11 protein-coding genes are annotated in these 12,297 nt (G+C 39.7%); 4 read left to right on the top strand and 7 right to left on the bottom strand.

Annotated elements, in window-relative coordinates:
• Window positions 1–41: 41 nt before the first annotated feature.
• Window positions 42–464, bottom strand: coding sequence for an HYC_CC_PP family protein (locus ACUXV0_RS01310; protein ID WP_446191252.1), 423 nt, complete (start codon window positions 462–464; stop codon window positions 42–44).
• A gap of 231 nt (window positions 465–695) precedes the next feature.
• Between ACUXV0_RS01310 and ACUXV0_RS01305 the strand changes: the two genes are divergently transcribed.
• Complete coding sequence (locus ACUXV0_RS01305; RefSeq protein WP_446191251.1) at window positions 696–1,337, top strand: hypothetical protein; 642 nt, start codon at window positions 696–698, stop codon at window positions 1,335–1,337.
• Window positions 1,334–1,657 carry a hypothetical protein gene (locus ACUXV0_RS01300; RefSeq protein ID WP_446191250.1) on the top strand — a complete coding sequence of 108 codons (324 nt, stop codon included), beginning with the start codon at window positions 1,334–1,336 and terminating at the stop codon, window positions 1,655–1,657. Before ACUXV0_RS01305 ends, ACUXV0_RS01300 begins: the two co-directional genes overlap by 4 nt.
• Here the strand turns inward: ACUXV0_RS01300 and ACUXV0_RS01295 are convergent, their stop codons facing one another.
• The 3 genes from ACUXV0_RS01295 to ACUXV0_RS01285 all read right to left on the bottom strand — a co-directional run bounded on the left by ACUXV0_RS01295 (window position 1,658) and on the right by ACUXV0_RS01285 (window position 4,520).
• Entirely contained in the window at window positions 1,658–2,854 is a 1,197-nt protein-coding gene (locus ACUXV0_RS01295; RefSeq protein WP_446191249.1) for a multiheme c-type cytochrome, read from the bottom strand. It lies immediately after the preceding gene.
• Between the two features lie 145 nt (window positions 2,855–2,999).
• Entirely contained in the window at window positions 3,000–3,449 is a 450-nt protein-coding gene (locus tag ACUXV0_RS01290; protein WP_446191248.1) for an N-acetyltransferase family protein, read from the bottom strand.
• Between the two features lie 9 nt (window positions 3,450–3,458).
• Window positions 3,459–4,520 carry an RluA family pseudouridine synthase gene (locus ACUXV0_RS01285; RefSeq protein ID WP_446191247.1) on the bottom strand — a complete coding sequence of 354 codons (1,062 nt, stop codon included), beginning with the start codon at window positions 4,518–4,520 and terminating at the stop codon, window positions 3,459–3,461.
• Window positions 4,521–4,697: 177 nt separating this feature from the next.
• Here ACUXV0_RS01285 and ACUXV0_RS01280 point away from each other — a divergent pair, with 177 nt between their 5' ends.
• Together ACUXV0_RS01280 and ACUXV0_RS01275 are read left to right on the top strand one after the other, a co-directional pair.
• A complete protein-coding gene (locus tag ACUXV0_RS01280) occupies window positions 4,698–5,435 on the top strand; it encodes a hypothetical protein (protein WP_446191246.1) in 738 nt (245 codons plus the stop codon).
• A 39-nt stretch (window positions 5,436–5,474) separates the two neighbouring features.
• On the top strand, window positions 5,475–6,359 hold the full coding sequence (locus ACUXV0_RS01275) for a 1-aminocyclopropane-1-carboxylate deaminase/D-cysteine desulfhydrase (protein ID WP_446191245.1): 885 nt from the start codon (window positions 5,475–5,477) through the stop codon (window positions 6,357–6,359).
• Window positions 6,360–6,391: 32 nt separating this feature from the next.
• Here the strand turns inward: ACUXV0_RS01275 and hslU are convergent, their stop codons facing one another.
• The 3 genes from hslU to ACUXV0_RS01260 form a co-directional block, all read right to left on the bottom strand.
• On the bottom strand, window positions 6,392–7,777 hold the full coding sequence (gene hslU, locus ACUXV0_RS01270; protein ID WP_446191244.1) for an ATP-dependent protease ATPase subunit HslU: 1,386 nt from the start codon (window positions 7,775–7,777) through the stop codon (window positions 6,392–6,394).
• A 76-nt stretch (window positions 7,778–7,853) separates the two neighbouring features.
• Window positions 7,854–10,160: a sialate O-acetylesterase gene (locus ACUXV0_RS01265; protein WP_446191243.1), complete on the bottom strand. Its 2,307-nt coding sequence runs from the start codon at window positions 10,158–10,160 to the stop codon at window positions 7,854–7,856.
• A 56-nt stretch (window positions 10,161–10,216) separates the two neighbouring features.
• A complete protein-coding gene (locus tag ACUXV0_RS01260) occupies window positions 10,217–12,184 on the bottom strand; it encodes a T9SS type A sorting domain-containing protein (protein ID WP_446191242.1) in 1,968 nt (655 codons plus the stop codon).
• Between the last annotated feature and the right edge of the window lie 113 nt (window positions 12,185–12,297).

The raw sequence follows: 12,297 nt of genomic DNA, 5'->3' as shown, positions 1-12,297 counted from the left end.
GATTAGGTAAAACAATTGACAATCAATCGATTCACCTGGTATCAGATACGAAACTGCTGGTAAAGAACGGTAAATTTAAGACCCCACTGAGGCGGGGGACGTTGTAGATTGGTAAAAACTACCTCTGACTTTTTCAGGAATTGAAATGACCCAAAAACTGTCTGAGTATGAGCAGTTAATTTCTTGGCTTTCAGATTTTTTTTAATCTGAAAATCAGAGTTAATATCTAGTTGCTTGTGCTCTACTTCCGTGTGGCAGCAGTCACCTTGCTTCAGCTGATGACCTTCAAAATCAGAATCAACGGTATATGACTCCACTCCACAACATTCATCTTCATGAACAAGAGAGACGGTAGACTCTAAAGAAATGTGGCAGGTATGCTCGTAAAATGCCAGCCCAGTACTACTGAACAGAACGTTCAGAGCCATAAAAACTGCCAATATGCGTAGCAATTGCTTTTTCATTTGTACAAAGATAACGAATCTAAAATGGAGTTGGTTTATATCGGAGGAGTCAAGATTTACAAAATTCTCCGGAATTGGCATTGTGTTTGGAAATATAAACCTTGAACTCAACGTTTAGATATTTTGTACCAAGGTGCTTTCATGCAAAGATTCTTCATTCTCATAAGTTTACTGTTTATAACCTTTTGGGCAAAAGGTCAATGGAGCTCTTCAACTCTTGAAAATACAGAGATGAGCGTCAGAAAAAAGCCTTTGAAGTTTACACATCAGCCTTTTTTATTGCTCAAAGTTACTCCTACGGCCCTGCTTGGCAGAGATAATGTTTTTCAATATGGCGTAGAGTTGGCTCCACCTTTCGGAAAATTCAGTTTTGGTTTTGACTATGGAAAAGGTAAAAGTAGCTGGAGTCTGGATAAAGAACATAAAGCACTATTCCCAGATCAGGAGACTAAGATCATCAGAGGGGAGATCAGAGGGTACTTCTCTGACTGGTACCCTTTTTACGCTTTAGACAAAAAGCCATTCGGCAGGTATTATGCTTTAGAATATGCCCAGAAAGACATTAGCTATACCTACCGACCAGACGTTATCCTTTACGGAGGAAACACATTACCCTCACTTACTGAGCTGGATGTGGCTACAGTAGAGAGAGCCATTCATGTCAAATTTGGAAACCACTTCCTGATCTCTAAATGGTTCTTTATTGATACTTTTGCAGGTATAGGTGTTGGTCAATATGTTACACAAACCCCGGATTCAGAGGTGGAGCTTCAAAATATAGGTTTTACCACGAACCGACCGCCAAGGATTAATAATACCAAAGGCCTGTTTTTAAGCAAAACCGCAGGAATTAGATTGTGCTTACCGATATGAAAAGAAGATATTATCAGGAAACCAGAAAACCCGTTAGCCTAGGCCTAAAAGAGCTGAGCCTGGTGGCTTTATTGAGCTTCTTCTTAAGTTCATGCTGGGCACCCAGATGCCCGATGGACACCTGTAGATCAAAATATGAACACCAGCACAGTGATCTGGTAAGTGGAGTATTTTCACCTCGTTATGGTGTACCACATAAAGTACACTTTTTATGGGATAAAGATAAAGGGGAAGAAAATCCAGATACTGAGTTTGAGGCCTCAGAAAGTGGTAAAAAACGTAAAAAAGCGAAGAAAAGATACCCTTGGGAAAGATGGTAGCTACTTGCTCACTTTAAACGGAAACTCCTCATCGTAGATGGTAATGAACAATGGGTAATTATCACCAAGTTTGTTATACGCTGCGTTTTCCTTATTTAGGCGATGTTTAGTCACTTTGACCTTAACCTTGTACTCACCTGGCAGTAGAGGCTTTGTTTTTACCTCATAAACTCGCTCTTCATTAGGTAACATATTATTATCACTGAGCTTTTTGGCCTCAGGATACCATTCCCATTCTTCACCAATCCTGAAAGTATCAGCCACAAACACTCCACCTTTGCTATTTTCAATGGTCATGGTGGTGAGAATAAAACGCTCTGGGTCGCCGCTAGGCACTTTGTGACCCGCATTCTCATTTTTGAGCATGAACTCAAACTTTACAGTATCCTTTCGGTTTAAAGTTCCTGCCAGCTCACCTGGGTAAAACTCAAGGCCATTTTGCACAGTAGTTTGTACAGTATCAAACTTAGGAATACCCGAACCCGTGAACCAGTGTCTGTGACTTTTCCTTGCCGGATAACCGGCAACCAAAGGTCTTTCTACCTCTGTCATATGACAGCTGATGCAATTTTTTTCACCGAAGAAGGGTCCGTTTTTCCATTCGTCGCCCGTCTCAAAAGTACAGGCCAAAGTAGGCGTAATGACTGCACTGGCATTATGACAACCAATACATAAACTTTCATCAAGCATGGCCGGAGCCTTTTTTACCGGATGGGGAGCCAACTTAGAACCATTAGCCCCGATGATCTCACCGTTTCGTACATGGCAGCTGGCACAAGTAATCCCCTCTTTCCTTAAAATAGGATCAAAATGTGGATTCTTCTCTTTGACAGGTCTGTAGATGTCATTATTGATTAAACCCGTCACTATAAACTCTTGTTGATTTTGAAGAGGAATATGACAATTGATACACATAAATGGGCTGCTCTCTTTCTGAAGTTCAGCCTGAAACTGAAGATCTGTCCAGGCATGGGCATGGGTAGCCAGTTTCCATTCTTCATAATGCTCTTTATGACAAGCCCCACAGTCTTCAGCTTTTAATGATGCCAGATTTGCGGGCACCTCCTGATGCGGGATTGGCGTATCCCAGGAGTTCGTCAATGGAGTAATCACCTCTTTTTCGCGTAAGAACAAGACATACACAATGGCAGCAGCAAAGACCAAAACTGCCGAAAGGATTAGTATATTTCTCTTCAAACCTGAGTTCATAATGAATGCTACAAGAATACGGCTTTATGACTAACCAAGTAGTAACAAATGTTACGGTAATAAAGGTCTTTAGGTTTTGAGTGGTTAAATTTCTGATGCTAAACAAAAAGTCCCGCCGAAGCGGGATATAAAATTAAAAGTCAAGTTTACAGTTCACCCAGTCATCATCAAAACGGGTTCCGTATTGTTTATAAAACTCTATAGCCGATTGGTTCCAGTCCAGAACCTGCCACATCATGCCTGTGCAGTTGGTTTCCTTGGCCTTTTCTATTGTTTTGTCAAAAAGAGCTTTACCCATACCTTTTCCACGGAATTCAGAATTCACTACAATATCCTCAAGGTATAGCCTTTTACCTTTCCAGGTAGAGTAACGGAAGTAGTAGATGGCAATGCCGACGATTTCTCCATCTGCCTCAGCCACAAAGGAGCCGAATATTGGATTCTGACCAAAACCATCTTTTAACATCTGCTCCTCAGTATTGCTCACCTGCTCAGGAGCTTTCTCAAACTCGGCCAGTTCTTTTACCAGTTTCATCATGGCCGGCACATCTGCGGCCTCTCCTACTCTTACATTAATTTCCATTAGAATCGCTTAGTTATATTGAACGTAATGTTCCCATTTCTCCCATAACTCTTTCATGTCCTGAGGTATTTCTGAGTCAAACTGCATCCACTTTTTGGTAGTAGGATGCTCAAAGCCCAGGGTTTTGGCATGAAGAGCCTGACGCGGCAACATCTGTAGGCAATTATCAACAAATTGTTTGTATTTAGAAAACATATTGCCCCTTAGTGGCTTATCGCCACCATAAGTCGGGTCACCAAATAGTGGGTGTCCTAAATGCTTCATATGGGCTCTAATCTGATGTGTTCTACCCGTCTCCAGATTACATTTAACCAGACTAACGTACCTCAATCTTTTTAGAACTTCATAATGCGTGACAGCTCTACGGCCGTGGTCGCCTTCTGGAAATACATCTGTAACCCTTCGGTCTTTAAAACTTCTACCCAGGTTAATGTCAATGGTGCCTTTATCCTCCTTTGGCTCTCCCCAAACAATGGCATAATACGTTCTTTCTGTGCTGTGATCAGCAAATTGCCCAGCAAGGTGCTGCATAGCAAACTCAGTTTTAGCGATCACCAGCAATCCTGTTGTTCCTTTATCAATCCTATGCACAAGGCCCGGACGTATAGCACCATTCTTAGAGGTGGGCAGGTTATCAAAATGATGTACCAATGCATTGACAAGTGTACCGTTCCAGTTGTTATAACCAGGGTGCACCACCATATCCGCTTCTTTATTGACTATCAAAACAGCGTCATCTTCATACAGAATATGGAGTGGAATATCTTCCGGCAATACCTCCGTAGGCTCCTTTGGCGGTTTAGCCACATAAATATTGACCGCATCACCAGGCTTAATCTTATATGAAGGCTTTACTGAGCTCCCATTTACTTTTACAGAATTGGTGTCTATAGCGTTCTGAATCTTAGTTCTGGAGTAATTTGAATGCAGAGTGATAAACTTATCCAATCTCATGAGGGTTTGCCCCGGGTCAGCCTTAATGGTCAGATGCTCATATAAATCATCTTCTTCCTCTTCTATATTTTCTGGATTATCAGCCACTTTGATTCGTTTTAGTGAGGCAAAGTTCATGATTTCAGTGCTTAATCCCTATTTACCACTTCACAGAATTTCAGTTCTAAAAGGTCATAATTGCATTATTTAAATTTTTACATATGAAATAAATAAGAACTTATATTTTATTTATTAAAATTTTTACAGAATTATATTTTGTTTTTAAGCTTTGAAGCACAACAAAGAAAAAGCTAAATGAAAAAACTCTTTACACTTCTATCACTGATTTCAATTTCAAGTTTCGGACAAGGAGAAAGCTATTTTGTCAAAAAAGACCTCAGTTTTTTTCAGGAAGTAGAGGACATTGCTTTCAATTTTACCTCAATAGACAATACATCTGAAACAGAAGAATCAATTGAAAGGCTAAAAAAACAATTTGATGAAGGATCCAAAATTGCAGGGAGTCCGTTTTATGGAGGTGGATGGTTTGATGGAGAATTCAGGCTAAGCGGTGGAAAAAACATGAAAGGTCATATGGCCCTTGATTTGCACCGCAATCAACTCTACGTCATTGAAAGCTCATCTATGAGCGTATTAACGTTAAAACCTAATTGGGTTAAAATAAACGGTACAGAGTTTACGCGTCTTGATCATCAGATCAAAGGCACCGGAGATTATTACTACGAATTAATCTATAACGGCTCCAAAAAGGTTTATCAGCGTCATCAAAGAGAATTCAAGAACTCAAGGCTTGCCTTTACAAATGGCTACGAGATAATTCCACAAAACAGATATGACGGTGGCTATATGGAGAAGAGCGTTTTCTTGCTCAGCAATGAGTATCGTGTTCTTGTGATCGGCGATAGAGATAAATTCTACAGAATGTTTGGGAGAAAAGCCCCAAAAGTAAAGAAATACATGATTGAAAATTCTTTTGACTTAAGTTTAAAAAATGATGTTCTGGCATTGGTAAGCTCTGCAGAATCAATGTAGAATTTGCAAAATTCTATTTTTTTTGGTGTAATTCGCTTAATGAAACTTAACCACGAAGTTGACCTTCCTACCCCGTTGGTCAAACTCACCGCCCCGATTTTCGATCGTAAAGGAATTGAAGTTTGGGTAAAAGAAGACTATAAGACAGACAAGGCAATATCAGGAAACAAGTATCGAAAACTAAAGTATAACTTACTGAAAGCCAGAACAAAAAATCAGGAAACGATTCTGACTTTTGGTGGTGCTTATTCCAATCATATTTATGCCACAGCCGCAGCTGGAAAACGCTATGGTTTTAAGACCATTGGTATTATCAGAGGCGATGAACTTAACGAGCTGTCCAGTCCGACTTTACAGTATGCCCATGAGCAAGGAATGAAATTTTTCTTTGTTTCCAGAGAAAAATATCGATCGAAAGAAGAATGTTTAAAAATTGTAGACGAGCCCTACTACTTAATACCTGAAGGTGGAACCAACAAAGAAGCCCTGCAAGGTGTATCTGAAATGGTCTCTGAGATCACAGATCAGTTTAGTCCGAGCCATATTCTTTGTGCCGCGGGTACCGGAGGTACGGCTGCCGGAATACGATCAAATTCTACCTTCAATGGAGAATTAGTAGTGATACCTGTCCTAAAAAATGGAGGCTTTATTCAAGATGAAATGATGAAGCTAATGGGACAGCCCCCTGTGAATACCACAATTCTGACTAATTATCATTTTGGTGGATACGGCAAATGGAATTATCAACTTTCAAATTTTATTGAAATTTTCGAAAGCAACTATGATATTCCGCTGGACCCCGTTTATACGGGCAAATTATTCAATGCTGCTATAGACCTGACAGAGAAAAATTACTTTCTGCCAGGAAGCAAGGTTGTCATTTACCACAGCGGTGGCCTGCAAGGAAAGCCAGTATCGCTATAAAAAAAGAGGCTGAAAAATCAGCCTCTTTTTCTTTACAGAATGTATTGACTCAAATCTTTATTTTGAACCAACCCTGCAAGCCTTTCTTTGACCATGGCATCATCAATCACGATTTTGGCGTTGGGTCCGATTTTATCGGGGACGTCAAACAAGATTTCGTTCAATAAGTGACTCATCACCGTTTGAAGCCTTCTGGCTCCTATATTCTCTACTTCTGAGTTGGCTTCGAACGCAATTCTAGCCAATTCTTTTAACGCAGAGTCATTGAAACTTAATTCTACTTGTTCCGCCTCAAGCATAGCGGTGTATTGCTTGGTCAACGCATTTTTCGGCTTGCTTAATATCTGATAAAAATTCTTTTCTGTGAGTGACTCCAGTTCTACACGAATAGGAAAACGGCCTTGAAGCTCTGGAATAAGATCTGATGGCTTGCTAACATGAAATGCACCAGCAGCCACAAACAGAATATGATCTGTTTTAATAGAGCCATGTTTAGTGTTTACCGTAGAACCTTCCACAATAGGCAAAAGATCACGCTGAACCCCTTCACGACTCACATCTGGACCACTCTTACCTCCGCCTGCTGCAATTTTGTCAATCTCATCAATGAAGATCATCCCAAGATTTTCGGCCTTCCAAATGGCTTCTTCTTTAACCTCATCCATATCGATCAATTTTGACGATTCTTCATCGATCAAAATTTTACGAGCATCTTTTATTGGGAGCTTTCTTTTCTTGTTTTTTCTAGGCATCATGCCACCGATCATCTCCTGAATATTCATCATGGAGACATCATCAATCGGGCCTCCCATCACACCGATCGGAGCAGAATTAGAGCTCTTAACATCGATCTCAATCTTACGTTCTTCCAACTCACCGTTTTTGAGTTTTCTTCTGAAAGACTCTCGGGTTCTTTCGTTTAATTGCTCATCATCTGACTGGCCTACCCCCTCAGGAATGCCCACCTTGGCTCTTTCATTCTTCTTGCTGATTGGTGGTATAAGGATATCTAAAATAATGTCTTCTACAGTTTGAGCGGCCTTCACCTTAACCTCCTCTTTTTTTGCCGTCTTGACCATATTCACAGATTGCTCCACCAAATCGCGAACCATGCTTTCTACGTCTCTACCTACATATCCTACTTCGGTGAACTTAGAAGCTTCCACTTTAGTAAAGGGAGCATCAGCCACCTTTGCCAGCCTTCTGGCTATTTCTGTTTTACCTACACCCGTAGAACCAATCATTAGAATATTATTCGGCACAATCTCCGACTTCATTTCATCAGAGGCATTCATTCTTCGCCATCTGTTTCTCAGGGCTATTGCCACATTTTTCTTGGCATCATTCTGACCGATAATGTATTTATCGAGTTCCTCTACGATCTGTTTTGGTGTTAGGTTTTCTATCGTTTTGTTCATTCTTATTGATTTCTTTCTGCTTTTTCGTCTGTGTCAAGAGATAAACGAAAAGCCTGACATAAAGATTCTATTATCCTTAAAGCTTTGAGACCTTTTTAGATTCAATTAATTGACCCGTGTGGGTTTTCAAAAGAAGGATGTATTGACCGGGTGCTAGGTGCTCTGTTGAAACTGAAGTTGAATTTGAATTGATTATTGAGCTAAGCAACAGGCGGCCGTTCATGTCCACCAATTCAGCATTCTCCACCGAATTATTCTTTCTTACAATGGTCAAGTAATCTTGAAATGGAGAAGGATATACTACATTCCCAGAATATTTTTCGGAGCTCAAAATAATAATTGATTCAGATTCTGAAGGTAAACTTGCACAGCCCTCTTCGTCAGTAATGAAAACTCCATAATCACCGGTATTTCTGATAATGTAAAGATTATCGTTGGTGGTTTCACTGTACTCACCGTTCACAATCCAGTGGTATTGCTTTCCTGAGATAGAAGAAGTCATCAGGTATCCGTCTTTGATTTCTAGCTTCGGTTGTTCTGGGTTCTTTTTCAATAAACAATTATCCTCATCATCAATTATCCCATCTCCGTCAGCGTCGTCATCACAAAGATCTCCAATTCCATCTGAGTCGAAGTCGAATTGATCTGAATTAGGTAGAGCTATACAATTGTCTACACCATCCGGGATGGCATCAAAATCAGTATCCTTTAAGCTCCTCTCCCCTACAGCCAGAAATACTTGCTTTGATTCTGAAAGTTGATTGACATGCCTAAAAGCAAAAGTTGCATTTTCATTTACCTGATCACTTATTTCAAACTTTTTCAAACCGGTTGGGTTATCAAAAACAGCTATTTGCTGGCTTCCAACATTACTCACTACAAAAGCCTCTAGGGCACAATCCGGACAGTATTCCTGTATACCTGGATCAAACTCAAAATCTATATGATCGCCATTTCGTTTTGAGTTTTCTACTACCGGAATAGGTAACTGATCCTCTATTTGTACATCAAAAAAAGTTAGTGCAGGTATGCCTACATCATTTTTTATGTACGGCCCGTTATAGGGTCTTCCTAAAGGATCTTCATAAAATGAAGGTAAATAGGTTAAGGTATTGCCTGGCAATTCTGAATAATAAAGGTATAAATGCTCTCCTTGGGTAAACAAAGAATCAACGAATCCCCAGCTTCTATTCACATAAAAATGCTCCTGCAGATAACTGGTGTAGTAACCAAAGTCTATGCTTTTATTGATTTTAATATTTTGATTAAAGCTTAATTTTAACCTTTTCTCTTCTTTCTCGTGAATGAGCTTTTTGAGATTTAAGGCCTTATATTGACTTTCATTAAACTCATAGTCTAGAAAACTCTGATACAGCCATTTGGCCAGCGTTTTATAGCCGTTAAGTCCGTAATGAAGACCATCATAGTCAAACCAACCAAAACCTGCCGAAGAAATAACTGAAACGTCTGAATATTGATTGGGCAGATTTCTTCTATACTCACGGAGTAAGCCAGCAGACCAAAATTTATGAGTATTCATGATACCCAATTGGTATATATAATAATGGTCTATGGGAGGAAAGTCAAAATCAAGATTCCTTTTAAGAACATCAAACTCTCTGGGATAAGCCTCTATGGCTTCCAATGCTGCATGAGCCTCATGTTCGCCTTGTAAGAAAACCAAACCTTTAACCTTGTTTACCTTACTCTCCTGAACTCTGGTCAGTAATCGTCCGTAGAGGTTATTAAGATTTGCAGGTTTTTCGGGAGTTCGCTCATTTAGATAATTTATGCTTACTCCACCTTCTGCTCCGTTTATGATTAAAACAGGGACCTTCTGTTTTTCTACATACTCTAAACAAAACCATTTGGCCAGACTCCCCAACTCTGGAAAAGTGCCATCATGCCAACCATCTGATTCCTCATTATTGAAAGTAAAATTTCTGGTATACTCTTTAGAAATACTGTCATTCAACACCCAATATTGGGCCAAAGCAAGAGCATTTGACTGACCGTAAAAAACGAAAGTATCACCACATAATATACCCTCTGCAGTCTTTAAGGCTTTTGAGCTATTATGAAAGAACTCAAACTTGTATTGTGTAAGTCGAGCTTCCAGTTCTACCTCAAAACTAAATGAATTGTCAAGGTTAAACTGGACTTGAAATTCTTCTTCTGTGCCTTCGCTGTCAGTGACTCTTAAAAGTGAAACACCAGAAACGGGAGATGTGGAAGTGCCTGCTATTTCAACTGTAGCTTTATTATTTTCACCTCTGGTGTACAGCTGCATATCTTCAGGGAAAGAGCTAAACTCTACCTGTGCCGCTGCAATAAAAGATATGGATAAACAAACAAAAGTGAGGTAAAGGAGTTTTCTGGGCAAAGTTTCAATTCTTAAGCCCCAAAGTTAATCAACAATGCCAAAAGAATTAAGTCAATCTATCTCTTCACAAAGCGTTGTGTAAGTTTTTTCTGACCATCAACCACCATTGTCATGATATACAGTCCATCATCCCATGATGAAATATCGGCATTTAACTCGCCAACTTTATCATTAAGAGCATATACACTTACTAGTCTTCCACTCATATTAAAGACCATAATATCGGCTGTTTGTGTAAGCTCAGGCATTTCAAACTCAACATGTAGATTATCCTGAACCGGATTAGGATAGATTTTGGCTACCGTAACTACATTATCAATAGTACCAGGAAGCATACTTGGGTTTTTGCAGTCACAAACCTGAAGGTTTATGAACTCACCAGGTTGTTCGGACACTATATCGCGAACCTCAGCTCTTACCAGCTGACTACTTCGTTTGTTCCTTTTATCTACGAAAGCAACATAATAGGTGCCCGTTTCGGACGGTCTGAAGTTATTTCCTTTACCAATTCTATTTTCTCCTAATTCATCTGCGTACCAATAAGTCTTCACTTTAGATTGTGGATTCTCCACCTTTAAGTTTGGCATCATCTGCCCTGGCGAGTAAAATTCTAAGGTAGATGCTAATTGAGGCTGAGGTAGAACGGCCAGTTCACAGTTCGGAGCGTTGACAATCTTCACATTGCGGCACTCGCCTTGAATATCTGTAGAAACCAAGGTAACATTTGGCATGAAGGCCGGAACGTTTTCAATCAAGTAATCGCCGCCTCCTAGAGATGTCACAAAACCCGCACTAGCTGTTAATGGCAATACATTTAATCTCCTCAAATAATTAGAAAGTATAGGATAATTAAGGTTTGACAAAGCATAGAATACTCTCTCAACTAAACTCCAGTTGTCATTCATCAAATGAACTTGAATATTATAACTATCGACATTGGAGTTACAATAAACCGAATCCACGATAATCGGTGGCCCTTTACAGCCCTGAACAATTATAGGACAACAAGCATTATAGGTACAAGTCTCCGTTTGTTTGGTATAGGTAAACTCCCCACTTTGCTTAATACTTAAAGAACTATCTGCATTTACCTCGGCAATGGCCGGGTTTGTAAAATCATTGATCTCAGAGAAATTACCAGCCGCATCTTTATAATACCAAGTTAAACCTCTGTAGTCTTGCAGAGTGACTTTATACACTTCGTCTTTTTTAATCTCAATAGGAACGGTAACACAGCTGGTAGCCATTGTGGGCAAAGAGCTGTCCTGAGTTGAAATCGTTTGACCAAAGAGTAGGTTCTCCCCATTGGCTTTTGAAATAAACGAGGTCAGGTAGGATAACCCGTTTTGAGACACCCTTGCTCTAATCACGAGTTTTGGGTTGGTCCCTACTTTAACATTGCCTACATCCCATGTACTGGTTATCGGTGAATATGTACCGATATCGGCATAGAAATAAACTATCTCCAAACTCTGAGAATAAAATTGAGACAGCTGAACATTGGTCGCTTGCTGGCTACTGGTATTTTGTAATACAGTTGTAAAGGTTACAATTTCACCGATCTGCGGTGATGGATTATCCACTCCTTGAATAACCTGCAATTCAGTATACTCGAGTTTGGCAGTGTAATTTATATGAGAAAGATGTATTGACTGATCTGTGTAACAAGCTTCAGATTTATTGTATAGTCTAATATTATAAACTGTGTTATTCTCAGGATTCGCTAAACCTCCAATTTTCACAGAAGTTTGCCCTTCTTCAAATGGCGACGCCATTTCAAAGTTATAGTCTTTATTGTCTTTGAGGATTTCGTAGTGTGTAGCGTTGATGATTCCGGTAATACCGATTTCACCATCATTTATTCCCTCTCCACTGACGTCCTTACCTGTAACACCATAAATAGGCACTTTACATTTGGTCACCAATTCATTCTCATAACCGTTTTGGCCATAAGAGAACTGACTTACCAAAAGGCAAAGTAAGGTTCTAGTGAAAAAGATTCTCAATTTTAAAGGTATGCTCATTATTTCAGTGATCAACTGATGAGTCTGTATTTTCTTTTTGGGTGTTGTTGGGAGGATCTTTTGCTTATAAAGCCAGCCTGATCTCGATGATCAGACTGGCTCAAAGATTATCA

Source organism: Jiulongibacter sp. NS-SX5, from assembly GCF_052828545.1.
The sequence above is the reverse complement of the archived record's forward strand: the minus strand, read 5'-3'. Positions and strand labels throughout refer to the sequence as shown.

Bases quoted from the DNA above. Each gene is read 5' to 3' on its own strand.
- ACUXV0_RS01310 (WP_446191252.1), bottom strand. From the start codon at position 464: ATGAAAAAGCAATTGCTACGCATATTGGCAGTTTTTATGGCTCTGAAC.
- ACUXV0_RS01305 (WP_446191251.1), top strand. From the start codon at position 696: ATGAGCGTCAGAAAAAAGCCTTTGAAGTTTACACATCAGCCTTTTTTA.
- ACUXV0_RS01300 (WP_446191250.1), top strand. From the start codon at position 1,334: ATGAAAAGAAGATATTATCAGGAAACCAGAAAACCCGTTAGCCTAGGC.
- ACUXV0_RS01290 (WP_446191248.1), bottom strand. From the start codon at position 3,449: ATGGAAATTAATGTAAGAGTAGGAGAGGCCGCAGATGTGCCGGCCATG.
- ACUXV0_RS01285 (WP_446191247.1), bottom strand. From the start codon at position 4,520: ATGAACTTTGCCTCACTAAAACGAATCAAAGTGGCTGATAATCCAGAA.
- ACUXV0_RS01280 (WP_446191246.1), top strand. From the start codon at position 4,698: ATGAAAAAACTCTTTACACTTCTATCACTGATTTCAATTTCAAGTTTC.
- ACUXV0_RS01275 (WP_446191245.1), top strand. From the start codon at position 5,475: ATGAAACTTAACCACGAAGTTGACCTTCCTACCCCGTTGGTCAAACTC.
- hslU (WP_446191244.1), bottom strand. From the start codon at position 7,777: ATGAACAAAACGATAGAAAACCTAACACCAAAACAGATCGTAGAGGAA.
- ACUXV0_RS01260 (WP_446191242.1), bottom strand. From the start codon at position 12,184: ATGAGCATACCTTTAAAATTGAGAATCTTTTTCACTAGAACCTTACTT.